This is a genomic window from Mycobacterium hackensackense (assembly GCF_025822555.1).
Lineage (GTDB): Bacteria > Actinomycetota > Actinomycetes > Mycobacteriales > Mycobacteriaceae > Mycobacterium > Mycobacterium fluoranthenivorans.
Genome location: NZ_JACKUC010000030.1, coordinates 720,495 through 744,034, shown reverse-complemented (window position 1 = coordinate 744,034; position 23,540 = coordinate 720,495). Strand labels below are relative to the sequence as shown.

At 69.1% G+C, this 23,540-nt stretch carries 22 protein-coding genes; 11 read left to right on the top strand and 11 right to left on the bottom strand.

Features of this window, described 5'->3' with window-relative positions:
• The 3 genes from H7J86_RS12955 to H7J86_RS12945 are packed head-to-tail and all read right to left on the bottom strand — an operon-like array spanning position 1 to position 2,161.
• Positions 1-909: an alpha/beta hydrolase gene (locus H7J86_RS12955; RefSeq protein WP_235633041.1), complete on the bottom strand. Its 909-nt coding sequence runs from the start codon at positions 907-909 to the stop codon at positions 1-3.
• 26 nt (positions 910-935) lie between these two features.
• On the bottom strand, positions 936-1,646 hold the full coding sequence (locus H7J86_RS12950) for a GntR family transcriptional regulator (protein WP_267291420.1): 711 nt from the start codon (positions 1,644-1,646) through the stop codon (positions 936-938).
• A complete protein-coding gene (locus H7J86_RS12945; RefSeq protein WP_267291418.1) occupies positions 1,643-2,161 on the bottom strand; it encodes an HD family phosphohydrolase in 519 nt (172 codons plus the stop codon). The genes H7J86_RS12950 and H7J86_RS12945 overlap by 4 nt, the downstream gene beginning before the upstream one ends.
• 109 nt (positions 2,162-2,270) lie before the next feature.
• Between H7J86_RS12945 and H7J86_RS12940 the strand changes: the two genes are divergently transcribed.
• The 6 genes from H7J86_RS12940 to H7J86_RS12915 are packed head-to-tail and all read left to right on the top strand — an operon-like array spanning position 2,271 to position 7,980.
• Positions 2,271-3,386 (top strand): TIGR03364 family FAD-dependent oxidoreductase, encoded by a 1,116-nt coding sequence (locus H7J86_RS12940; protein ID WP_267291416.1) that lies wholly within the window; start codon positions 2,271-2,273, stop codon positions 3,384-3,386.
• A gap of 9 nt (positions 3,387-3,395) precedes the next feature.
• Positions 3,396-4,082, top strand: coding sequence for a phosphonatase-like hydrolase (locus H7J86_RS12935; RefSeq protein ID WP_267291414.1), 687 nt, complete (start codon positions 3,396-3,398; stop codon positions 4,080-4,082).
• Positions 4,083-4,097: 15 nt separating this feature from the next.
• Positions 4,098-5,150, top strand: coding sequence for a 2-aminoethylphosphonate ABC transporter substrate-binding protein (locus tag H7J86_RS12930; RefSeq protein ID WP_267291412.1), 1,053 nt, complete (start codon positions 4,098-4,100; stop codon positions 5,148-5,150).
• A gap of 1 nt (position 5,151) precedes the next feature.
• Entirely contained in the window at positions 5,152-6,318 is a 1,167-nt protein-coding gene (locus H7J86_RS12925) for an ABC transporter ATP-binding protein (protein WP_267291410.1), read from the top strand.
• Positions 6,315-7,208 carry a 2-aminoethylphosphonate ABC transporter permease subunit gene (locus tag H7J86_RS12920; RefSeq protein ID WP_372517264.1) on the top strand — a complete coding sequence of 298 codons (894 nt, stop codon included), beginning with the start codon at positions 6,315-6,317 and terminating at the stop codon, positions 7,206-7,208. The genes H7J86_RS12925 and H7J86_RS12920 overlap by 4 nt, the downstream gene beginning before the upstream one ends.
• On the top strand, positions 7,183-7,980 hold the full coding sequence (locus H7J86_RS12915; RefSeq protein WP_090362969.1) for an ABC transporter permease: 798 nt from the start codon (positions 7,183-7,185) through the stop codon (positions 7,978-7,980). The genes H7J86_RS12920 and H7J86_RS12915 overlap by 26 nt, the downstream gene beginning before the upstream one ends.
• A gap of 6 nt (positions 7,981-7,986) precedes the next feature.
• Here the strand turns inward: H7J86_RS12915 and H7J86_RS12910 are convergent, their stop codons facing one another.
• Positions 7,987-10,191 carry an acyl-CoA dehydrogenase family protein gene (locus H7J86_RS12910; protein WP_267291408.1) on the bottom strand — a complete coding sequence of 735 codons (2,205 nt, stop codon included), beginning with the start codon at positions 10,189-10,191 and terminating at the stop codon, positions 7,987-7,989.
• Positions 10,192-10,316: 125 nt separating this feature from the next.
• On the opposite strand from H7J86_RS12910, the gene H7J86_RS12905 reads away from it, so the two are divergent.
• The 3 genes from H7J86_RS12905 to H7J86_RS12895 are packed head-to-tail and all read left to right on the top strand — an operon-like array spanning position 10,317 to position 13,825.
• A complete protein-coding gene (locus H7J86_RS12905; RefSeq protein ID WP_170847440.1) occupies positions 10,317-11,540 on the top strand; it encodes an alpha/beta hydrolase in 1,224 nt (407 codons plus the stop codon).
• 25 nt (positions 11,541-11,565) lie between these two features.
• Positions 11,566-13,005, top strand: a complete 1,440-nt coding sequence (locus tag H7J86_RS12900) for a WS/DGAT/MGAT family O-acyltransferase (RefSeq protein WP_267291406.1) — start codon at positions 11,566-11,568, stop codon at positions 13,003-13,005.
• Between the two features lie 43 nt (positions 13,006-13,048).
• Positions 13,049-13,825, top strand: a complete 777-nt coding sequence (locus tag H7J86_RS12895; protein ID WP_090362965.1) for a hypothetical protein — start codon at positions 13,049-13,051, stop codon at positions 13,823-13,825.
• A gap of 30 nt (positions 13,826-13,855) precedes the next feature.
• Here the strand turns inward: H7J86_RS12895 and H7J86_RS12890 are convergent, their stop codons facing one another.
• Genes H7J86_RS12890 through H7J86_RS12870 form a run of 5 tightly spaced genes read right to left on the bottom strand, consistent with a single transcriptional unit; the run spans position 13,856 to position 19,415 of the window.
• Positions 13,856-15,079 (bottom strand): MFS transporter, encoded by a 1,224-nt coding sequence (locus tag H7J86_RS12890; protein ID WP_267291404.1) that lies wholly within the window; start codon positions 15,077-15,079, stop codon positions 13,856-13,858.
• Entirely contained in the window at positions 15,076-15,714 is a 639-nt protein-coding gene (locus H7J86_RS12885) for a GntR family transcriptional regulator (protein ID WP_267291402.1), read from the bottom strand. Before H7J86_RS12885 ends, H7J86_RS12890 begins: the two co-directional genes overlap by 4 nt.
• Before the next feature lie 55 nt (positions 15,715-15,769).
• The gene (locus H7J86_RS12880) at positions 15,770-16,978 is read right to left on the bottom strand and encodes an alpha/beta hydrolase (RefSeq protein ID WP_267291400.1); all 1,209 of its coding nucleotides are present in this window, start codon (positions 16,976-16,978) and stop codon (positions 15,770-15,772) included.
• Positions 16,971-18,599 (bottom strand): acyl-CoA ligase FadD12, encoded by a 1,629-nt coding sequence (gene fadD12, locus H7J86_RS12875; protein ID WP_267291398.1) that lies wholly within the window; start codon positions 18,597-18,599, stop codon positions 16,971-16,973. Before fadD12 ends, H7J86_RS12880 begins: the two co-directional genes overlap by 8 nt.
• 6 nt (positions 18,600-18,605) lie before the next feature.
• On the bottom strand, positions 18,606-19,415 hold the full coding sequence (locus H7J86_RS12870; protein WP_090362958.1) for a 1-acyl-sn-glycerol-3-phosphate acyltransferase: 810 nt from the start codon (positions 19,413-19,415) through the stop codon (positions 18,606-18,608).
• A 179-nt stretch (positions 19,416-19,594) separates the two neighbouring features.
• Here H7J86_RS12870 and H7J86_RS12865 point away from each other — a divergent pair, with 179 nt between their 5' ends.
• Positions 19,595-20,407: an arylamine N-acetyltransferase family protein gene (locus H7J86_RS12865; RefSeq protein ID WP_090362956.1), complete on the top strand. Its 813-nt coding sequence runs from the start codon at positions 19,595-19,597 to the stop codon at positions 20,405-20,407.
• Here the strand turns inward: H7J86_RS12865 and H7J86_RS12860 are convergent.
• Positions 20,385-21,374 carry an acyl-CoA dehydrogenase family protein gene (locus H7J86_RS12860; RefSeq protein WP_267291397.1) on the bottom strand — a complete coding sequence of 330 codons (990 nt, stop codon included), beginning with the start codon at positions 21,372-21,374 and terminating at the stop codon, positions 20,385-20,387. The genes H7J86_RS12865 and H7J86_RS12860 overlap by 23 nt on opposite strands.
• Before the next feature lie 2 nt (positions 21,375-21,376).
• Positions 21,377-22,519: an acyl-CoA dehydrogenase family protein gene (locus tag H7J86_RS12855; protein ID WP_090362953.1), complete on the bottom strand. Its 1,143-nt coding sequence runs from the start codon at positions 22,517-22,519 to the stop codon at positions 21,377-21,379.
• Between the two features lie 46 nt (positions 22,520-22,565).
• Between H7J86_RS12855 and H7J86_RS12850 the strand changes: the two genes are divergently transcribed.
• Positions 22,566-23,096 (top strand): dihydrofolate reductase family protein, encoded by a 531-nt coding sequence (locus H7J86_RS12850; RefSeq protein ID WP_267292919.1) that lies wholly within the window; start codon positions 22,566-22,568, stop codon positions 23,094-23,096.
• Positions 23,097-23,540: the final 444 nt, after the last annotated feature.

Below are 23,540 nucleotides of genomic sequence, written 5' to 3'. Positions count from 1 at the left end.
CTAGGGCGCAGCGGTGAACGCCCGCCGCAGTGTCGCAATCTGACTTCCGATGAAGTCTTGTGACACTGCGGTTTTGGGCGCTATCGCATCGAAACCGTGGAACGCCCCCGCGACCACCTCGACCTCGACCGGGACCCCCGCCTCGCGCAGGCGCTGCGCATAGGCCAGGTCCTCGTCGTGAAACAGGTCGTGGGTGCCGACGCCGATCCAGGCGGGCGGAAGCCCGGACAGGTCCGGGTTGCGCGCGGGGACCGCCACCTCAGGATCCGCCCCGCCCAGATAGGCCCGCCAGCCGAATCCGTTACTGCCCTGGGTCCACAGCCGGTGCCCCGGATCGTCGAACTCCGGGCCCACGGTCCGGTCGTCGAGCATCGGGTAGACCAGGACCTGCGCGGCGAGCGGCACCTCGCCCCGGTCCCGGGCGAGCAGGGCCAACGCGGCGGCCATCCCGCCGCCGGCGCTGGCACCGCCGATGGCCAACCGCGACGGGTCGACGGTGGGCAGCTGCGCCAGCCACGTCAACGCCGCGTAGCAGTCGTCGAGGCCGGCGGGGTACGGGTTCTGTGGTGCCAGCCGGTACTGCACGGCGGCCACCGTCGCGCCCAGTTCGCCGGCGTAGCGCCGGCACAACTTGTCGTCCTGCGCCGGGCTGCCCAACACATAGCCGCCGCCGTGCATCCACAGCAGAGCGGGGCCGGGTTTGGCCACCCCGCGCGGGCGGTGCAGGCGCAGCGTGACCCCGGAACTCAGGGTCAGGACCTCAACCCCGTCCGGGACGGAGCGCCCCATCCGCCGGGACAGGTACTGCATCACCGGGGCAGTTTGCGGGCCCACCAGGCGGCGCGGGATGAAACGCGCGATGCGGGCCAGATCGGGGTGGTACACGACATCGGGTACGGGGCTGGGCACCCGCACAGTATTACGGCAATTCTGTATTACGACAACGAGGTCTCGAAAGCGATCCGGTCACCGCGATAGAGCGCGCGCACCGTTTCGATGGGTACCCCGTCGGGGTCGAGGGAGCGGCGGTGCAGCAGCAGCATCGGCATGGCCGTCGTGGTGTCCAGCAAGCCCGCCTCACGCGGTGAGGCCAGCGCGGTCTCGATGCGTTCGGTGGCCGACCCGAAGACCACACCGGTGGCCCGGATCGCCGCATAGAGCGAGGTGGTCGGGTCGAAGGTGGTGCGCAACGCCCTGAACCGCCTGGACGCCAGGTAGGTGCTCTCCAGCCCGATCCGGCGTCCGTCGGCGAGCAGCACCCGTTCCAGTTGCATGACGATGCTGCCCGGCGTGATCGCCAGCGCCGCGGCGAGTTCCGGACCGGCTTCGATGTCCTCCCAGCTCACCAGCAGGCGCCCGGGAACGCGGCCGCGTTCGGCGGCGCCTTCGGTGTAGGAGCGCAGCGACAACGGTTGCACCAGTTTCGGGGCGGCCACCACGGTGCCGCGGCCGCGCCGTTCGATACGGCCTTCGACCAGGAGTTCGTGCAGTGCCTGCCGGACGGTTTCGCGGGCCACCCCGAACCGCACCGCCAGTTCGCGTTCCGGCGGCACCGCATCGCCCTCGTGCAGAGCCGCCAGGATCTCGTCCAGCCCGGTGCGCACCACGTACGGTTTGGGCACCGGTCGGGAAGACGGGGAGGTCATCGGTGCAGCACCCGCCGCGCCACGGTCAGCACATCCTCGATGGTCGCACCCCGGGCGCCGGGATCCTTGGCGGCATCGTCATAACGGCGCAACCGCAACGCATCCGGCCACCACGGGTGTGTGACGAATACGGGGTCGACACCGGGCCCGCCCTGGCTCGCCAGCGACAGCATCGACACCTGGGACGGCGCGTAGCCGGCATCGGTGGCCGCCAGGTAGCGCTTGGCGGCCACATGCGCACCGGCCAGCCAGCCGACACGCTCGCCGAATCGCGGGGTCAGCCATGCGCGGGCCACCGCGTCGTGTTCCGGCCCGGCATCGATGAGCGGACTGTGCGCCAGGTCGTGCAGGGCGGCGGCGAGCACCAACTCGTCATCGGCGGTGTCCTCCATCGCCCTGGCGGCGGACTGTAGGGCATGGTCCAGCTCGTCGACGGACTCCTCGTCCCACACCCCGCGCAACGAGCGCAGCACGGTGTGCACTTCCTCGAGGCTTGTTTCGTCGAGAACCCGCATGGCCCAACACTACCCCAGTTTGGTCTATACCAATTGTTCACTCAGTATTCGGCACCCCAACATGATCAGGTCGGGCGCAGGTCGCGGCGAGGGGCCATGGTCAACCACCATGCGCGTGACGATCATCGGTGGCGGCATCCTCGGCACCGCCCACGCCGTGGAGGCCATCCGGCGCGGGCACACCGTGTTGCACCTGGAGCGGGAGACCGAGGCCCGGGGTGCCACGGTGCGCAACTTCGGCCTGGTCTGGGTGTCCGGCCGCTCCACCGCCGAACTGGACGCCGCCCTGCGGTCGCGTGAGCTGTGGGAAGAGCTCGGCGCCGAGATCCCCGGGATCGGATTCCGGGCGGCCGGCTCGATCACCCTGCTGCGCACCGACGCCGAGGTGGCGGTGGCCCGCGAGGCCGTCGACCGCGGCGATGCCGACCACCGCGGGTTCACCCTGCTCGACCCTGAGCAGGTACGTGCCCTCAATCCGGCGTTGCGCGGCACCTTCCTGGGAGGTCTGCACTGCGCGCGGGATGCCGTCGTCGAATCCAGGCAGGCGCTGCCCGCCATCCGCGAATATCTGGTGCGCACAGGGCGATACACCTTCCTGCCCGGCGTGGAGGCCAGATCGGTGGACGGCCTGACGGTGCGCGACGACCGCGGCGAACGCCACAGCGCCGACCTGGTCGTGGTGTGCGCAGGTGCCGTCCACGCGGGCCTGGTCCGGGAACTCGCCGGTGACCTTCCGGTTCGCCGGGTGCGCCTGCAGATGATGCAGACCGAGCCGCTGGGTGAGGCGCTCGCCACCGCCGTCGCCGATGCCGACAGCTTCCGCTACTACCCGGGTTTCGCCGGACCGGCACTGGACGCGCTGCGCCGCAACGAACCTCAGGATCCGATCGCCGCCGACGGGCATATGCAACTGCTCTGCGTGCAACGCCTGCACGGCGGTCTGACGATCGGCGACACCCACGAGTACGACGAACCGTTCGCCTTCGACGTGAGCACACAGCCCTATGCCTACCTGGCGGCGCGGGTCGAGGAGTTCCTCGGCAGGCCGCTGCCCGCCATCCGGCAGCGCTGGGCCGGTGTCTACAGCCAGTGCACCGATCCTCACCAGCTGGTGTGCCGGACCTCGCCCGAGGACAACGTATGGGTGGTCACCGGCCCGGGCGGCCGCGGTATGACGCTGGGGCCCGCCATCGCCGAACACACCGCCGATCTCATCGGAATGTAGGGAGAACATATGCCGGACAAGACCATTCAGGTCGCCGTCCTCGACATGGCCGGAACCACGGTCGCCGATGACGGACTGGTCGTCAGCGCCTTCGAGGCCGCCGCCACCGCAGCGGGACTGCCCGCCGACGGCGACGAACGCGACCGGGCGCGCCAATACGTCCTGGACACCATGGGACAGTCGAAGATCGTGGTGTTCCGCGCCCTGTTCGGTACCGAGGACCGCGCCCGGCGTGCCAATGACGAGTTCGAGCGTGCCTATGCCGAACTGATCGACAACGGTCACGCCGCACCCATCGCCGGTGCGGCCGAGGCGATCACCGAACTTCGCGGGGCCGGGGTCAAGGTGGCGCTGACGACCGGGTTCTCCGCGGTCACCCAGGACAAGCTGCTGGCGGCGCTGGGCTGGCAGCAACTCGCTGATCTGGTGCTGGCGCCCGGCGCCGGCGTGCGTAGCCGGCCGTACCCCGACCTGGTGCTCACCGCGTTGATGCGGTTGCAGGCCGACAGCGTCGACAACGTCGCCGTGCTCGGCGATACGAGTACCGACGTCGAGAGCGCGCTGCGTGCCGGTGCCGCCATCGCTGCCGGTGCCCTCACCGGCGCCCACAGCGAGGAAGACCTCCGCGCCGCCGGGGCCACCCACGTGGTGGGCTCCGTCGTCGATTTCGCCGATCTGCTCCTGACCTCCCGCTGACCCGTGAAGGACATCATGTTTCTGCGCAACGCTTTTCGTGCCACCGCGGTGGTGGTGGCCCTCGCTGCCACCACCCTCACCGCCGCCTGCGGTGGGACCGGGTCCAGCGGCTCCAGCAGCGGCACCACCCTCACGGTGTACAGCGCCGACGGGCTGGCGAGCTGGTACAAGGGCCGGTTCGCCGAGTTCACCAAGGACACCGGTATCGCGGTCAACCTGGTCGAGGCCGGATCCGGGGAGGTGGTCTCCCGGGTGGAGAAGGAGCAGTCCAACCCGCAGGCCGACCTGCTGGTGACCCTGCCGCCGTTCATCCAGAAGGCCGACGCGTCAGGGCTGTTGGTGCCCAGCGGGGCCGATACCTCGGGTATCGCCGCGGATCAGGTCGGACCGCAGGATCGCTACGTGCCGATCGTCGACAACGCGTTGAGCTTCATCGTCAACCCGGCCGCCACCCCCGCCCCGGCGACCTGGGATGACCTGCTGGCACCGGAGTTCAAGGGCAAACTGCAGTATTCGACGCCAGGACAGGCCGGTGACGGCACCGCCGTGCTGGTCCTTCTGCAACATCTGCTCGGCAAGCAGGGTGCCTTGGACTACCTCGCCAAGCTGCAGACCAACAACGTCGGGCCGTCGTCGTCGACGGGCAAGTTACAGCCCAAGGTCAGCAACGGAGAACTGTTGGTGGCCAACGGCGATGTGCAGATGAACCTCGGCTCCATCAAGGACGACGGGTCCACGTTCGCCATCGTCATCCCCGCGCACAACGGCACCCGCACCACGGTGTCGCTGCCGTACGTGGCCGGCGTCACCAAGGGTGCACCGCACGCCGAGGAAGCCAAGAAGCTACTGGCCTACCTGCTCTCCGATGAGGTGCAGAAGACGGTGGAACCGGATGCGCTCGGTATCCCGGTCCGCGACAGTATCCGTACCGTCGCCGCCGGCACGCCCGCCCCGAACACGCCGGGCGCCGTGCTCAAGGATGTCCAGATCTGGGTGCCGGACTGGAACGCGGTGCTGGCCGACCTCGACGCCGACGTCGCCGCGTACCAGAAGGCGACCGGCAACTGATATGGCCGAGATCAAGGTCGCACGTGCCGGCGTACGACCCAGGGAATCCGGTGATCCCGTCACGGCCGGCCCGGCCATCGTCTTCGACCGGGTGGGAGTCAGTTACGGCCGCGGTGCCAAGGCCACCCATGCGCTGGTCGACTTCAACCTGCGGGTCGGCACCGGGGAGACCGTGGCGCTGCTGGGGCCGAGCGGGTCGGGGAAGTCCACCGCGCTGGGCGCGCTGGCCGGCTTCGTCCGGCCGACCTCCGGTGCGGTCCGGCTCAATGGGCGCGATATCACCGATCTGCCTCCGGCCAAGCGCGGTATCGGGGTGGTGTTGCAATCGTATGCGCTGTTCCCGCACATGCGGGTGGCCGACAATGTCGCCTTCGGGCTCAAGGCGCAGCGCGTACCCCGGGACCAGATCGGCGGCCGGGTCGCCGAGGCCCTGGATATGGTCGGCATGTCCGCCTACGGAAAGCGGCTGCCACGTGAGCTTTCCGGAGGTCAGCAGCAGCGCATCGCGATCGCCCGGGCGCTGGCGATCCGCCCGAGGGTGTTACTGCTGGACGAACCACTGGCCGCCCTCGACGCCCAACTGCGCCAGTCGATGCTGGCCGAGCTGCGACAGCTCAAGGAATCGTTGCCCGATACCGCCATGCTCTACGTCACCCATGATCAGGCGGAGGCGCTGGCGCTGGCCGACCGCATCGTGGTGATGAACAACGCCCGGCTGATGGACGTCGACACCGCCGAGAATCTGTGGAAGCGGCCACCGAGCAGCTTCACGGCGGCATTCCTGGGCGGGGCCAACCTGATTCCGTGCACCGTCGGTCGCGTCATCGGCACGTCGGCGTTGGTGACGGTCTCGCACAAGACGGTCAGCGCCGAGGCCCCGCAACCGGCCGTCGGCAAGGCCGACTGGGCGCCGGGTGCGCACGCCCTGCTGTGCATCCGTCCGCACGCCCTGCGCATCGTATCGCTGGGTGACCGGGATGCGCTGCGCGCCAGTGTCAATGCGGCAATGTGGCGCGGTGCGGTCACCCGGCTGGTGCTGACGATCACCAGCATGCCCGACCAGCTCATCGAGATCGACGTACCCGGACATGTCCACTTCGAGGCGGGAACCGAAGTGGGCGTGCGGATTCCGGAACCGGCCGGAGTGCTCGTCCGGGCCGGCTCGTGACCGGGAGTACTGCCGTGCTGCTCGACACGGCTCGGGTCACCCGCGCGCCGCGACGCCACCGGGCGCACTGGTGGGTGCTGCCGCCGTTGGCCGTGGTGCTGTTCGCGGCGGTGTATCCCCTGGCGCGGGTGTTCGGCGAGTCGACCCGGCCGGGAAAATGGGCCGAGGTGCTGGGCTCCGCACAGTTCCGGGATGCGTTGTGGCGCACCGTCGCCATCGCGGCGAGCTCGACGCTGGGCTGCCTCGTGCTGGGCACCTTCCTGGCGGTCATCCTGGCGTTCGTGCCGTTTCCCGGCTCCGGCCTGGTCGGCAGGCTCATCGACACCGTCCTGTCGTTGCCGTCGTTCCTGATCACCCTGGCCTTCACCTTCCTCTACGGCACGGCCGGTGCGGTCAACGCGGCGATCAGTGCCCTGAGCGGCGACCCGGCACCGCTGCTGAACGTTCTGTACACCCCGGCCGGCGTGATCGCCGCGGAGATCACCTTCTTTACCCCGTTCGTGGTGCGACCACTGCTGGCGGCGTTCGCCATGGTGCCGCGCGCCCAGCTCGATGTGGCGGCCAGCCTGGGTGCCGGCCCGCTGCGGGTGCTGCGCTCGGTGGTGCTGCCGGAGGCATGGCCGGCCTTGATGGCCGGTGGCAGCCTGGTGCTGTTGCTCACCCTCAACGAGTTCGGCATCGTGTTGTTCACCGGAGCCAAGGGCGTCACCACCCTGCCGGTGCTCATCTACACCCGCGGGATCGTCACCTTCGACCTGCCGGGCGCCGCGGTGATCGCTGCCGTGCAGGTGGTGCTCTCGCTGGGGCTCTACCTCGCCTACCGAATGATGTTCGCCCGCATGACCTCTGGAAGGGGCGGCGCCGATGCTGTTGTGGAACCGGCGAAGTAGGGCGGTCGCACTGGCCGTGTTCGGCGTGGTGGTGCTCGTCGTGTTCGTCGCACCGCTGGCCACCGTTCTGCTGGCCGGGCTGGCTGGCTCGTGGACGGGTGCACTGCCTTCGGGACTGGGCCTCGGCCGGGTCGGCGAGGCGCTCACCGGGGAGAATCTGGCCAGCCTTTCGGTGAGCCTGCAGACCGCTTTCGTCGCCGGCGCATTCGCACTGCTCCTCGGGACCTGGGCCGCGCTGGCCGCCCGGGACTGTCCGGTATGGTTGCGCCGCTTCACCGATGCGGTGTTCCACCTGCCCATCGCGGTGCCCTCGGTGGCCATCGGGCTCGGTCTGCTGATCGCCTTCAACTCCCGGCCGCTGCTGTTGGGCGGCACCCGCTGGATCGTCATCCTGGCCCACGCCGTGCTGGTACTGGCCTTCGCGTTCAGCGCGGTATCGGCGGCGCTGGACCGGTTGGACCCGCGTTACCGGCAGGCCGCCGAATCGCTGGGCGCCGGCCCGGTGCGGGTGCTGCTGCAGGTGACGTTGCCGCTGCTGCTGCCGGCCCTCGGCGCGGCGGCAGGACTGGCGGTGGCACTGTCCATGGGTGAGCTCGGTGCCACCGTGATGGTGTACCCGGCGACCTGGAAAACCCTGCCCGTGACCATCTTCGGGCTCACCGATCGCGGCCAGGCCTTGCAGGCGGCCGCGTCGACCGCGATCCTGCTGCTGGTCACGCTGCTGGCACTGGCGGTGCTCGGCCGGATCCGGGGCCGCGCCGCCGTCCGCTGAGTCAGCTCACTTCAGCAGTGGATCGCGGGGCAGACCGAGGATGCGTTCGGCGATGGTGTTCCGGGTGATCTCCGACGTACCACCGGCGATCGTCATGGCCCGGTTGCCCAGGTACGCGCGCGCCAGCGTCGGCTTCGCTCCCACTACCGCGGCCGGGCCGGCCAGCGCCATCCCCAATTCGGTCAGCCGCTGAGTGTGTTCGGCCAGCAGCAGTTTGGTGACATTGCCCTCCGGGCCGGGATCGGTGCCGGCGATGGCGCGGCTCACCCGCCGTAGGTTCAGCATCGGCAGGGTGTGCGCCTCGGCGATCACCGCGCCCGCTGCGCGCACGTACTCAGTCGCGATCAACGGCGGTGCGGCGTCGAGCAATTCGACCAGTTCATCGAGGGTGAAGCCGGTCGGCGCCGACGAACCCCCACCGATGGAGATGCGTTCGTTGCCCAGCGTCGCCCGCGCCACCAGCCACCCCTTGTTCACCTCGCCCACCACATCGGCGTCGGGAACGAACACGTCGTCGAAGAACACCTCGTTGAAATGCGCGTCGCCGGTCAGCCCGCGCAACGGATTGACCGTCACTCCAGGCGCTTTCATATCGACGGCCATCATGGTGACACCCGCGTGTTTGGGCGCGTCCGGATCGGTGCGCACCGTCGCCAGGCCCCACTGGCAATGCTGGGCCAGACTGGTCCACACCTTCTGACCCGTGATCTGCCAGCCGCCGTCCACCTTCTTGGCCGAGGTGCGCACGGCGGCGGCATCCGAGCCCGCACCCGGCTCGGAGAACAGCTGGCACCACATCACCTGACCGCGCAGCACCGGCTCCACCCAGCGTGCGCGCTGCTCGTCGGTGCCGGCCTGGGCGATGGTCAGGGTCACCCATCCGGTGATGCCCATGTCGGGGATGTCGATCGGTGTCGATCCCCCGGTCGCTGCGCTCCTGCCCGCCGAACCGAACTCCTCTTCGATGACCAGCTGTTCGAGTACATCGGCGGCCCGGCCCCACGGCTTGGGCCAGTGCGCCACCAGGTAGCCGGAGTCGACCAGGAAGTCGCGTTGCTGATCGGCCGGCAGAGCACGCGCGGTGGCCGCGGCTTCGGCGGCGGCGGGGCGGTACTGCTCGGCCTCGGCCGGCACACTGAACGACGCGGTGTGGGCGGCCCCGCTGCGCTGTGCGTCCACGACGTCGAGCAGGGGGTCGGCACCGTCACCGAGCAGGGTGGCCATGGTGCGAGCCCGTCGCAGGTACAGATGCGCATCGTGCTCCCAGGTGAACCCGATGCCGCCGTGGAGCTGAATATTGTTCTGCGCGTTGAACACCTGGGCGCGGATGGCATGCGACGCCGCGATCGCCGCCGGGAACCAGGCCGCGCCCAGGTCATCGTTGCGGGCGGCCGCCCAGGTGGCCGACGTCGTCTGTTCGGCCTCGACGAGCATGTTCGCGGCGTGGTGCTTGACGGCTTGGAAGGTGCCGATGGTCCGGCCGAACTGTTCCCGGACCTTCGCGTATTCGACGGCCATGTCCAGGGTCGCCCAGCTGATCCCGACCGCTTCGGCCGAGGCCAGGATGCGGAACACGGTGCGGGCGCGCCGCGCGGCGCCGCGCAGCACCCGGTCGGCGGGAATCTGGGCGCCGCGCATGGAGACGGCGCCCACCGTGCGGGTGGTGTCCAGCGGTTCGAGCGCGGTGACGGTGACACCCGGTGCGTCGGCCGCCACGATGACGAGGTCCGCACCGGCCGCCAGCACCAGGATGTCGGCGTCGGGTGCGCCGAGCACCGCGGGCCATTCGGCGGTCGAGGTGTGGTCCTCACCCAGGGTCACCTTGATGTTGAGCCCGAGTGCGGCGGCCAGGCTGCCGTCGGCGAGTCCGGGAAGTAGCTGCGCCCGAACGGTATCCGGGGCGCACCGGTCGATCGTCACGGCGGCGGTGACCGTCGGCAGGAAGGGGCCCGGCATGAGCTCGCGGCCCGCCACTTCGGCCACGACGGCCAGCTCGGCCAGCCCGAACCCCGATCCGCCGTACTCCTCGGCCAGCGCCAGCCCGTTCCAGCCGAGATTCGCACCGGCCGACCAGAGGGCCGACGGGTGGCCGCCCGGGTTTTCCAGGGTGGCGCGCGCGGCCGCGAGGCTGTGCGAGCGCTGCAGCTGCCCGGCCGCCGCAGCGGCCAGGTCCCGGTGTTCTTCGGTGATGGCCAGGGCCGACTTGCTCATGATCAGCGAAGTTACCCGGCTCACCGAACGACGTAGAAGTGACGCAGGTCACAATATGGGACCGGGGTAGACAACTTCGCCAAGTTGTCACGTCGGCGGTGGTTACCGCGGGGTAGTCTCGCGAAATGACGGCACGCCCGGACACCCGATACCCAGGATCCGATATGTGGAGCCGCGCCCGCTGGTTGCTGACCGCCGGCCCGGCCGACCGCATGCTGGCGCTCACGGTGGCCTCGGCTTCCCTGCCGGTGATCGGCAAGCATCTGGAGCCGCTCGGTGCGGTCGCCGCGATGGGCGTATGGGGATTCCGGCATATGCCGGATTTCTTCTCCTCGTCCGCGAAGTCGTGGATGACGCCGGGCAGTGCCGAGATCCGCAAGGCGGAGCGCGACCAGACCAGCGCGATCGCTGCGGAGGCTCTGCGCGCCGTGGTGCCCGCCGCCGACCTCGCCGTGGAGTGGCCGGCCCCGGAGCAGAAGCCACCGCTGTGGAACACCCTCCAGTACCGGCGCAATGTGTACCGCACGTCGGTGCGCTACGGCGACAGCCCGACCCAGCTGATGGATGTGTGGCGGCCCAAACAGTTGCCGGCCGAACCCGCGCCGGTGCTGCTGTTCGTCCCGGGCGGTGCCTGGGTGCACGGCAGCCGGATGCTGCAGGGCTATGCCCTGATGTCGCATCTGGCCGAACAGGGCTGGGTGTGCCTGTCCATCGACTATCGGGTCGCCCCGCATCACCGGTGGCCCCGGCACCTGCACGATGTGAAGGCGGCGATCGCGTGGGCGCGGGCCAACGTCGACAAGTTCGGCGGCGACCGCGACTTCGTCGCCGTGGCCGGGTGCTCGGCCGGTGGGCATCTGGCCGCACTCGCGGGCCTGACCCCGAACGACCCCGAGTTGCAGGGCGATCTGCCCGACGGTTCGGACACCTCGGTCGACGCCGTCATCGGTATCTATGGCCGCTACGACTGGGAGGATCGCTCCACCGAGGAGCGGATGCGCTTTGTCGACTTCCTGGAACGCGTTGTGGTCAAGCGCAAGATCGACCGTCACCCGGAGGTCTTCCGGCAGGCATCGCCGATCGCCCAGATCCACCGGGATGCCCCGCCGTTCTTGGTCATCCACGGCACCGGTGACTCGGTCATTCCGGTCGAGCAGGCCCGCAGCTTCGTCGAACGACTCGGTGCGGTGTCCGACTCCGAGGTCGGTTATATCGAGCTACCCGGTGCCGGCCATGCCTTCGATATGACCGACGGTGCCCGCACCGGTCCCATGGCCACCGCAATCGGCTTGTTCCTCAACCAAATTCACCGAAACTCCCCGGCGAGACAGGCAAAGGCAGTTATATAGACTCCTCGCACGGGGAGGAACGCCGGTGAAGAGGCTCAGCGGGTGGGACGCGTTCCTGCTCTATTCGGAAGCGCCGAATGTGCACATGCACACCTTGAAGATCGCGGTGATCGCGCTCGAGGGTCTCGGTGACCGCACTTTCGGCGTCGAGGATTTTCGCAACGTACTGCACAGCCGGCTGCACAAGCTGGATCCGTTCCGGTATCAACTCGTCGACATCCCGTTCAAGTTCCACCACCCGATGTGGCGGGAGAACTGCGATGTCGACCTCGAGTACCACGTGCGGCCGTGGCGGGTGGCCGCGCCGGGCGGCCGCCGTGAGCTGGACGAGGCCATCGGGCAGATCGCCAGCACGCCACTGGACCGTAGCCGTCCGCTGTGGGAGATGTACTTCGTCGAGGGACTGGCCGACGGGGGCACCGCCGACAATCCGGTCCGGCGTATCGCCGTGGTGGGCAAGATCCACCATGCGCTGGCCGACGGTGTCGCCTCGGCCAATCTGCTCGCCCGGGGGATGGATCTGCAGGACGGGCCGCAGCGGGACCGCGACTCCTACGCCACCGATCCGGCGCCGTCCGGGGCGGAGCTGGTGCGCACGGCGTTCACCGATCATCTTCGGCAGATCGGCAGGCTGCCGGGTCTGGTGAAGTACACCGCCGCCGGGGTGGGCCGGGTCCGTCGCAGCAGCCGCAAGTTCGGGCCCGAGCTGACCCGTCCCTTCACCCCGCCGCCGAGCTTCATGAACCACGTGCTCACCCCGGAACGCCGTTTCGCGACGGCGACGCTGGCACTGGCCGACGTGAAGTCCACCGGAAAACTTTTGGGCGCCACCATCAACGACATGGTGCTGGCCATGTCGTCGGGGGCGCTGCGCGCACTGCAGCTGCGTTACGAGGGCAAGGCCGATCACCCGCTGCTGGCGTCGGTGCCGATGAGCTTCGACTTCTCCCCGGAACGGATCTCGGGCAACCGGTTCACCGGTGTGCTGATGGCACTGCCGGTGGACCTCGCCGATCCGCTGGAACGGGTGAAGCGGGCCAGTGCGGACGCCGCGCTGGCCAAGGAGAGCAATCAGCTCATCGGTCCCGAACTGGTCGCGCGGTGGGCGTCGTATATGCCGCCCGCCGCCGTCGAGGGCCTGTTCCGCCGGCTTTCGGACAAGGACGGCCAGAACAAGGTGCTCAATCTCAACATCTCGAATGTCCCCGGGCCCCGGGAGCAGGGCAAAGTCGGTGGCGCGACGGTCACCGAGATCTATTCGGTGGGCCCGCTCACCGCGGCCAGCGGACTGAACATCACGGTGTGGAGCTACGTGGACCAGCTCAACATCTCGGTGATCTCGGATACCGCAACGGTGGAAGACCCGCACGAGGTCACCGAGGCGATGGTGCGTGACTTCCGCGAGATCCGCCGTGCCGCAGGGATTTCCGAGGATCTGACCGTCATCGAGAACGCGATGGTTTGAGGCAGTCGCTCACAGGCGTCGGGTATACGTCAGAATGACACCCATGGAATGGCCAGCGCACCTGGGCGCCGCAACCTCGGTCCTCGCGGCGGCCGTCGTGCTGGCGGGCTGTTCGTACGGGCCCGCAACCCCGCCGATGGCCGAGACGTCGTCCGTCAGCGCCAGTGCCAGCACCGGCCCGGCTGCGGTGTCGATTCTTCCGGGTATGGCCCAGCTGGGGACGGCGCTGACGGCCAAGGGCGCCACGATCACCCCGAAGTCCGACAACCTCACCGTGGTGCGCCAGCCGACCAGCAGCGAACTGGAGGTCGGGATCGAGGTCTCCCTCACCGGGGTCACCGCACCGATCGACGTCACCGGCCCGAACGGCGGCTTTCAGCTGTACGTCAGCAGCGGCGAACACATCCCCACCGCGAAGCCCACCGTGCTCACGTCGCCGCCCCTGGTGTCCCCGGTGAGTGCCGACGCCGACGGGTGGGTGTTCTTCCACCTCAGGCCCGATATGCTGCCCACCCAGTTGGCGCTCACGGCCGCACCGGCGGGCTACGGGCTGACGCCGCAGTCGATCGCGATCTGGATCATGCCCGCCAAGCTGCCCGCACCCGGACTGCCTCCCGCGCCGCCGGCGCCGCCACCACCACCGGGGGCTCCGCCGGCGGAGCCTGCGCCCGCACCCGCTCCCGCCGACCCGGGTGGCGGCGGAGGTAATGACGGCAATCGCGGAGGCTTCCACCCCCGGCTCCCGCCGCCGCCCAAGATGCCGCAATTACCGTCGCCCCAGGTGCCGCCGGTCATCTGCCGGCACACCGGATTGTGCTGATCGCGCCTCGGTGATCTCGCTGGCGTGCGGTCAGCCCACCGCTGCGGCGGCGGGGCGCTCGAGGTGCTTGGACCACCCCGTCGCGCAGCGCAGGGCGCACACCGCCGCCAGCACACCGAGCGCGGTCAGCATGGCCGGATAGCTGAAGTAGTGCGCCAGCACGGCCAGCACCGCGGGCAGCAGGAAGCCGACGTAGGCCAACGAGTAGTAGACCCCGGAGATCCCGGCCAGCTCGTCGGGTTCGGCGATCCGCTGAATCTCCAAAAGGCCTGAGACGATGGCAATTCCGTAGGCGCTGCCCAGCAGCATCGCGACGAACAGTGCGACGACCGGGGACCGGGTGATCGCGGTGGCCACCGCGGCGAACACACCGGCGGCCATCAGCACCATGGACACCACGACGGCACGCGCGCTCGAGCGGTCGTCCAGGCGGCGCGCGATCGGCTGCACCGCCACACCGCAGCCGAGGGTGAGCACCGTCAGCCCCGCGGTGTACAGCAGTGCCCAGGAACCGAGCCGGTCGGCCACCAACGCGGGCACGATCGCATAGGCGATGGCTGCCGAGCCGAAGATCCACGGCGCCATGGGCGCCACGACATGCAGGAATCGGCGGTGGCTCGCGGCGGGCACCCGCAGCCGCCCCAGCAGCGAAGCCCCACTGTCGTGTGCCTCATCGCGGGTCTCCACCGCTCGGTAGGACACCGCCCACAACGCGGGTAGGCACAGCAGCGCATGCACGATGTAGGTCAACACCAGCGGCAGCGGCGCGAACGCGGTGAGCACCCCGGCGAACAGCGGTCCGGTCCCGAGCCCGACCGACAGCCAGATGGACGCCCGCCGTGCGCCGGTCCCCGCGGGTGCGCAATCATATGGTGGCCTTGACAATTCGGCAATCCAGGCCGACCCCACGGCCATCGCGATGCCCACGGCCAGACCACTGAGCAGTCGCCCGCCGAACAGGGCTGCGAAACCTGCGTCATCGCCGACCGCCAGGATGATGCTGCCCAGCGCCGAGCTCACCAGACCCGCGATCATCACGGGCCGGCGCCCGTGCCGGTCGGACAGGGCGGAGGCCACCAGCAGTCCCGGCACCAGGCCCAACACGTAGGCGCCGAGCAGGATGTCGACGTCGACACGCGTGTAACCGGAGTGCTGCGCGTAGGCGATCAGCAGCGGGGTGAACTGGTTGCCGCCCCAGCCGATGCAGAAGACGGCCAACGCGACCGCGGCCCAGGGCCGGACTGGGGATTTCACAGCACCACCCCGTAGGTCGCCTGCAGGTGAGCCAGCAGCAGGGCCTCGAAATCGGCCAGATCGCGACGCGCGATCGCGTCGGCCAGCAGGGCGTGCTCATCGATCAGCCGTGCCGCGCGGGCGGTGTCGGACCGCACGGCGGCGGCCATCATCCGGCGCTGCCGGTCCCGCAGCGAGCCGTAGAAGCGTTGCCCGATGGCGTTGCCCGCGACGTCGACGATGCGGTGGTGGAACGCGTCATCGGCGGCGGCGAACCGGTTCTCGTCGCCGGCCGCGGCGCCCTCGCGCTGCAGGGTGATCAACTCGGTCAGTTCGGTGAACAACGCGTCGACGGCGTCGGGGTTGCGGCACAGCCTGCGCACCGCCGCCGACTCCAGCGCCAGCCGCATCTCCAGCAGATCGGTGGCCTCCCGCGGCGGCACCGGCACCACGACGGCACCGCGACGGGGGAGCAGTTCGAGCAGGTCCTCGGCGGCCAACCGGAGGAAGGCCTCGTGCACCGGCGTTCTGCTCACCCCGAGGGACGCGGCGACCTCGACCTCGCTGAGCAGCTGTCCGCCGCGTACCACGCCGGACAGGATCTGGTCCTTGGTGGTCTGGTAGGCACGCTGTCCGCTGGAGTCTCCCTCGCTCATGGAGGTGACTCTACGCCCCTTGCATGCAACCTTGCATGCAAGGTTGCTCACACCGTCACTCCGGCCGGGTGGCCCGCGCCCAGTTCAGGAAACGTTCCACCGCCGACGCGGTGTAGTGCCCGCGCGCCGAGCCGAAGATGTCGAAGGCGTGCTGGGCGTCCGGGATCTCCGCATAGATGACCGGGGCCGTGGACACCGCGCGCAGCGCCTCGACGAACTCGCGAGCCTCCTCCACCGGGATCAGCGTGTCGTGGGTGCCGTGCAGGATGAAGAACGGCGGGGCGTCCGGGCCGACATGGGTGATGGGGGACGCATCCAGGTACAGCTGCCGGTTGTCGGTGAACGGCAGCTTCACGATCATCCGCTCCAGCACCGACCCGAACTCGCGCCGGTCCGGATAGCTCTCGGTGACCCAGTCGTAGCGGCCGTAGATCGGCACCGCGCCGGCCACCGACGTGTCGGCATCCTCGAACCCCGGCTGATACGCCGGATTGTTGGGGGTCAGCGCGGCCAGTGAGCAGAGGTGACCGCCGGCCGAACCCCCGGTGATGTACACCGAATTCGGGTCACCGCCGTACTCGGCGATATTGGCCTTCACCCAGGCCAGTGCGCGCTTGACGTCGACGATATGCGCCGGCCAGGCATGTTTCGGGCTGATCCGGTAGCCGATGGACACACAGATCCAGCCGTGGTCGGCCAGCTGCGACATCAACGGATAGGCCTGCGGCCGGTGCATCCCGATCATCCACGCACCGCCGGGAACCTGCAGCAGCACAGGTGCTTTGCCGTCGCGGGGAAGATCCGGCCGCACCCAGACATCGGCGACATTGGAGCGGTACGGCCCGTAGCTGACCGTCTTCTCGACGTACCGCCGCCGCGTCCGGCCGGTCGCGAACACCCCATCGGGACGCGGGGGCACCGACGGGAACGCCGGTCCCAACACCTCATCGAGCGGGTCTTCGAAATACGGCCGGGACCGCACGCCGCGGCGATGTACGACCGCCAGTACCAGCCAGGAGGTAACCTTGAGCAACAAGGCGATTCGTCCACCGGTCGAACGGTAGTCACCGCGCACCGCGTGCCGCAGTGCGCTCAGCGCCGATCCGCCGACCACGAGTGGCACGTTCTCCGCAGTCGGCCAGCCGAATGCGAACACCCCGATCGCCGGGTAGCCACGGCGGGTCAGCGGCCGGAAGGCGTTGGCGGCGTTGACGGTTTCGGCAGTGGCGGCAAGCAGGGTGCGGAGGGCTCTGCGTTTACCCACCGACACGCTCCTGAAGGTCGCGACGCACGATCTTGCCGGTGCTGTTGCGCGGCAGCTCGTCGAGCACGGTGATCTCGCGCGGCACCTTGTAGTTGGCCAGATTCTCCCGCACGAACTGCTTCAGCTCGTCGGCCGTGACACCGGCCCCCTCGCCGGTCAGCACCACGAACGCGGCCAGCCGCTGCCCGAACTGTTCGTCGTCCACCCCGATCACCGCCGCTTCGGCGACCTCGGGATGGGTGACCAGGATCTTCTCCACCTCGATCGGATACACGTTCTCCCCACCGGACACGATCATCTCGTCATCGCGGCCCACCACGAACAGCCGGCCCGCCTGATCCAGGTACCCGATATCGCCGGAGTTCATGTAGCCGTCGTGGAAGTTCTTCGTCGAGCCGGAGGTGTACCCGTCGAACTGGGTGGAGTTGCGTACGTAGATCGTGCCCACCTCGCCGGTCGGCATCTGCTGGTGCTCGGCATCCAGGATGCGAATATCGGTGCCCTCGGCCGGTTTTCCCGCGGTATCCGGGGCGGCGCGCAGGTCGGCCGGTGTCGCCGTGGCGATCATTCCGGCCTCGGTGGCGTTGTAGTTGTTGTAGATGACGTCACCGAACTGATCCATGAATTTGATGACGACGTCGGGGCGCATCCGCGAGCCCGATGCGGCGGCGAACCGCAGGGTGCGCCCGCTGTAGCGGTTGCGGATCTCGTCGGGCAGTTCGACGATGCGGTCGAACATCACCGGCACCACACACAATCCGGTGGCCCGGTGGGTGTCGACCAGGGCCAGGGTGGCTTCCGGGTCGAACCTGCGGCGGGTGACGATGGTGCACGACATCGACGCCGCGAACGCCAACTGGGAGAACCCCCAGGCATGGAACATCGGCGCGACGATGACGACGGTTTCCTCGGTGCGCCAGGGTGTGCGATCCAGGATCGCCTTGAGCACCTCGGGTCCGCCGCCGGAATGCTTGGCGCCCTTCGGGCTACCGGTGGTACCGGAGGTCAGCAGGATGACCTTGCTCTTCTCGGTGGCGCGCACCGGTGTCTTGCCGACGTGGTCGCGGATCAACTTCTCGACCGTGAGATCGGCGGCCGCGGTGTCGGTCCACGCGATGACGCGGGTGATGGCGGGGTTGCCCTCCAGCGCACGGTCCACCGTCGCGGTGAACTCCTCGTCGTAGATGACGGCCGCAGCCTTGTTCTCGGTCTCGCGGTCGATCACCTCGGCCATCGCCGGTCCCGCGAACGAGGTGTTGAGCAACAGCACGTCGGCGCCGATCCGGTTGGCGGCGATCAGCGACTCGATGAACCCGCGGTGGTTGCGCGCCATGATCCCGATCACCTCGGGGGAACCGATGGCCTGCAGCCCTGCGGCCAAAGCATCGGCACGCTGGTCGATTTCCCGCCAGGTGAGCGCTCCGAGCTCGTCGATCAGACCCACCCGGTCCGGACAGCGCTGCGCGGCGGCGGCGAAACCCGAGGTGATGCTCATGTTCTCCCGGGCCATCGCGGCGGCGATGCGCAGGTACTTGTCCGGGCGCAGTGGCGCGATGACGCCGGCGCGCGCCATGGTGCTGAGCAGGCCGACGGTGTTGGTGACGGGGTCGAGGAGGCCCACTACACGTCAGCCGATCACCGGGAAGCGACGTTCCTCGGCTAGTCCGTCCAAGGCACGCTGCATGACATGGCGGACGTGCGCGTCGACCTCGTCGATGTCCGGGTTCTCGCCGAACTCCGTGTCGATGTGCACCGCGGGCAGGACCTGCATGACGATCTTGGACGGCAGCGGCACGTTCAGCGGGAGCACTGCCGACAGGCCGAACGGCACACCGAACGACAGCGGTACCACCTTGGTGCGGGCCAGCCGGGCGACCGGTCCGAGTGCCTTGGCCAGCCAGGTGCCCCGGGACAGGTACAGCTGGGTCTCCTGCCCGCCGATCCCGACCATCGGCACGATCGGCACTCCCGCGTTGATGGCGGCGCGCACGTACCCCTGGCGCCCGTCGAAGTCGATCTTGTTCGCCTCGGAGGTGGGGCGGTAGACGTCGTAGTCACCGCCGGGGAACACCACGACGACGCCGCCGGAGCGCAGCGCCTCATCGGCGTTCTCGCGGCTGGCGAGGATGAAACCGGTCTTCTTGAAGAAGTCGGCGGTGGGCCCGACCATGAGCATGGCGTGGCTCAGCGTGTAGACGGGGCGGCCGTAGCCGAACTTCTCGTAGAAGTCGGCGGCGAAAATCGGCACATCCATGGGGAACAGGCCACCGGAGTGGTTGCACACCACGAGCGCACCGCCTGGGGGGAAGTTCTCCAGGCCGCGCACCTCGGAGCGGTGGTACGCCTTGAGAAGCGGCCGCAGCCACCCCATCACCTTCTCGGTGAGGCCGGGATCGAATTTGGTGATCTCCGCGGGGTCGATCTCGGTAGCAGTCATCTGCCCCTCCAGAAAAATAGAACGTGTTCTAGTTTTGCACGGACCCGGTCGGGCGGTCAAAGAGATGCGGTGGAGATCACCCGTGGTCGCTCATGCTTCACGATAGAGAAATGACAGTCGACAGCACCGGCGGGCTGGGGGTACCTCCCGCTCGCGGGGCAGAGCGTAGCGACCGGGGAATGGAAAAGGCGTACTTCGCACGAATCGGCCTCGAATACCCCGTGGTTCCCAGCCTGGACACCCTGCGGGACATCGTGGCCGCGCACAATCGCTCCATCCCGTTCGAGAACCTCGATCCGCTGATGGGTATCCCCGTGCACGACCTGAGCGCCGAGGCGCTCTCCGCCAAGCTGGTCGGCCGCCGGCGCGGGGGCTACTGCTACGAGAACAACGGGTTGCTGGCCTATGTGCTGGAGCACCTCGGGTACGGGGTGGACCGTCTGGCGGGGCGGGTGGTGTGGATGCGGCCACCGGACGCGCCCAAGACCGGGATCACCCACAACGTGCTGGCCGTCACCGTGCCGGGTGAAGACGGCCGCTTCCTGGTCGACGTCGGCTTCGGCGGCCAGACGCTGTCCTCGCCGATCAGGTTGCAGGCGGGACCGGTGCAGCACACCCGCCATGAGCCCTACCGGCTGGTGGACCACCCCGAGGGCCTGCAACTGCAGACCCAGATCCACGGCGGCTGGCTGCCGCTGTACCAGTTCAGCCTGCGCACCCAGCCCCTGGTCGATCTGAGCATCGGGTCCTGGTATTCGTCGACCTATCCGACGGCGGTCTTCGTGGTCGGGCTGTCGGTCGCCCTGGTCACCGACACCGCGCGGTGGAATCTGCGCGGCCGGAATCTGGCCATCCACACCGATGGCAGCACCGAGAAGATCCGCTTGGCGTCGGCCGCGGAGGTGCTCGAACAGCTCACCGGCCGGTTCGGCATCGACCTGGCCGGGCTCGGTGATGTGGAGGCCCGGGTCAGCCAGGTGTTGGACACGTGATGAGCACGTCCCACGGATCGGCGGCGTCCAGCGCCAGCCGGCCCAGCCGTCGAGCGTGGGATGCGGTGCTGCCGAACTCATCGCTCCAGCTGCGAGCCCGCATGGTGGCCGACCACAGCTGGTGCTCGATGGTGACGCCGATGGCGCCGTGCAGTTGGTGGGCGATGGTGGTGACCGGAGTGACGGCCCGCCCGACGGCCACCTTCGCCACGGTCACCGCGTAATCGGCCTGCGGCGCCGCGAAACCGTATTCGGTGACCGCTGCCGTCGCCAGATCCGTCGCTGCTCGGGCGCGTTCGACCTCGCCGGCCATGGCGGCAAGGGAATGCTGGACCGCCTGGAACTTGCTCAGCGCCCGGCCGAACTGCACCCGCTCCGACGTGTGCGCGACGGTCAGCTCCAACACGGAATCGAAGGCGCCGACGATCTGGACGCAGCGCGCCCATGCGCCGCGGCGCGCCAGTTCGGCACCGATCGCGGTGTCCAGGCGCTGCAGGCCGACGGTGTCGTAGGCCAGGATGCCGCGCGGTTCGCCGGCCAGATTGTGGCCGTCGGTGATCTGCGGATCCGCCGCCAGCCCCACCGAGATGCCCTCCGCCGATCGGTCGGCCACGACGACGGTCGCCGCTCGCGGCCAGGGCACGCCGGTCGCGGTCCCGCCGGTGCCGATCGCCACCGTCAGCGGCCCGGTCTCGGGCACCGCGATCCCCGCCTGCCGGGCCAGCCAGCCGGCCAGCAGGTCCGTTTCGGCGATCGGGACGGCCGCGGCGTAGCGGGCCAGGCCGCCGAGCACCACAGCCGACTCCGCCGGGCCGGCGCCCTGCTCGGTGGTGAGCCGGCTCAGCCCGGTCTCGTCCAGGTTCTGCCACAGCTCGGCATCGAAAACCTCAGGGAGCCTGCGCTTCCCGAAGTTGGCGTCATAGGACCGGCGGCCGATGTCATCGACCAGCGCAGCGAGCTCATCCATGACTAGCGCACCCCCAGACCGCGGGCGATCACACCGCGCAGCACCTCGTTGGTCCCGCCGCGCAGCGTGAACATCGGCGAATGCAGCCGCGCCGTGTCCAGCACGGCACGCAGCCCGCCGGGATCGTCCACCGACTCCAGCAGATCGGCGCACAGTTCCACCGACTCCTGCTCGAAGCGGGTGCCCAGATCCTTCACCAGCGCGGCCCGGGTGGCCGCATCGCGTCCGGCGGCCAGATCGCGTGCCACCGCCACCGACAGCTGACGGAGCGACATCGCGCGGCCCAACAGGTCACCCACGGCCGTCGCGGTGCGGTCGTCGACATCGGGACCCAGCGCGCGGATCACGCCGAAGATCAGGATCGCGGTCGACAGGATCCGTTCGGGGCCGCTGCGCTCGAAGCCCAGCTCGGCGGTGACCTGATGCCAGCCGTCGCCCACCTGACCGAGCACGTCATTGTCGCCGACCCTCACCTCCGCGAAGGTCACCTCGTTGAAGTGGTGGTGCCCGTCCAGCGTGACGATCGGGCTGATCGTGATGCCGGGGGAATCCAGCGCGACGATGAACTGGCTGAAACCGGCGTGCCGGTGCTCGGGATCCAGCGGACTGGTGCGGGCCAGCACGATCGCGAAATGTGCGCGATGCCCGCCGCTGGTCCACACCTTCGTCCCGTTGAGCACCCAGCCGCCGTCGGTGCGGGTGGCCCGGGTGGCGGTCGCCGCCAGATCCGAGCCGGCGCCGTGCTCACTCATGCCGATCGCCGAATACAGCCGGCCCGCCGCGATCTGCGGCAACAGCCGGCGGCGCTGTTCCTCGGACCCGTAGGACAGCAGCGACGGCGCCACCTGCCGGTCGGCGAACCAGTGCGCGGCCACCGGAGCGCCCTGGCCGAGCAGTTCCTCGGTCACCACGTAGCGGTGCAGGAAGCCCTGCCCGTGGCCGCCGTACTCGGACGGGATGGTCAGCCCGACATAGCCGGCGTCGGCCAGCCGCTCGCTGAAACCGGCGTCCCAACTGGTCAGCCACGAGTCGATCTGGGGTTCCCAGCCGTGCGCGGCCCGGTCGGAGGTGATGAACCGCCGGACCGAAGCCCGCAGCTCGGCCAGGTCACCGTCGTTGGCGCACAGCGCTTCGAATTCGCTCACTGGTGAGGGAGTCTAGATGTCGGTGCCGGGACCCATACTCGCGGTCATGGCCACCATCTACTACACCGCGTCCAGCCTGGATGGATTCATCGTCGACGACCACGACAGCCTGGACTGGCTGCTCACCCGGGACATCGATGCTGCCGGGCCGTTCGGCTACGAGACGTTCGCCGCCTCGGTGGGGGCGCTGGTGATGGGGTCGCAGACCTACGAGTGGCTGGTGCGCAACCAGGAAGGTGACTGGATGTACGAACAGCCGTCCTGGGTGCTGACGAGCCGCCCGGGCATCGTCGCCGACGGGCACCCGGTCCGGGTCTTCCACGGTGACGTCACCGCGTTGCATCCGCAGCTGTCGGCCGCGGCGGGAGACCGCCATGTATGGGTGGTCGGTGGCGGGGTGGTAGCCGCGCAGTTCGTCGAGGCCGGGCTGGTGGACGAGATGATCGTGAGTTATGCGCCGTGCACTCTCGGCAAGGGCGCCCCGGTACTGCCGGTGCGCTCGGAGTGGACGCTGACCGAGTCGGCGGTCAATGGCGAGTTCATCTGCGCACGTTGGGTTGCCGCTCCGGCGGACTGACCTCACACCCTCCGCGACTTGTGGCAACTCCGGAGGCGCGTCGCGGTGGCTGCGCGTGCGCCGCGGTCCCTGCCGGACCGCAGCGGTGCACGGTCCCGCTCGCGCCGGCGATGCGTTTTGCTGAACCTGACGTCGTGCGTGGCGACCGTCGTACGTCGCGGACGGGGCGCATATTGCGCCGCTGGCTCCCGCCGGTATGCCTGCTGCCTGTTCGGCGTGGTGGGGAACGACCGTGCTCCGATGGTGCCGTTTGCAATATCATCGCTCTCCTGAAAACCCTTGGCCGAGAGGGTGATCAGAAGTTGTGCCGGAATTTGCCGAAATCGGATGCACGGCCTGCGCTGTCGGGATCGCCGGTCTCAGGCCACCGTACCGGCGTTGCTGGCGCACCGATCGCCGGTGTTTTCAGTGTGTTTCCGGCACCTGAATGACTATTTGCTGGTT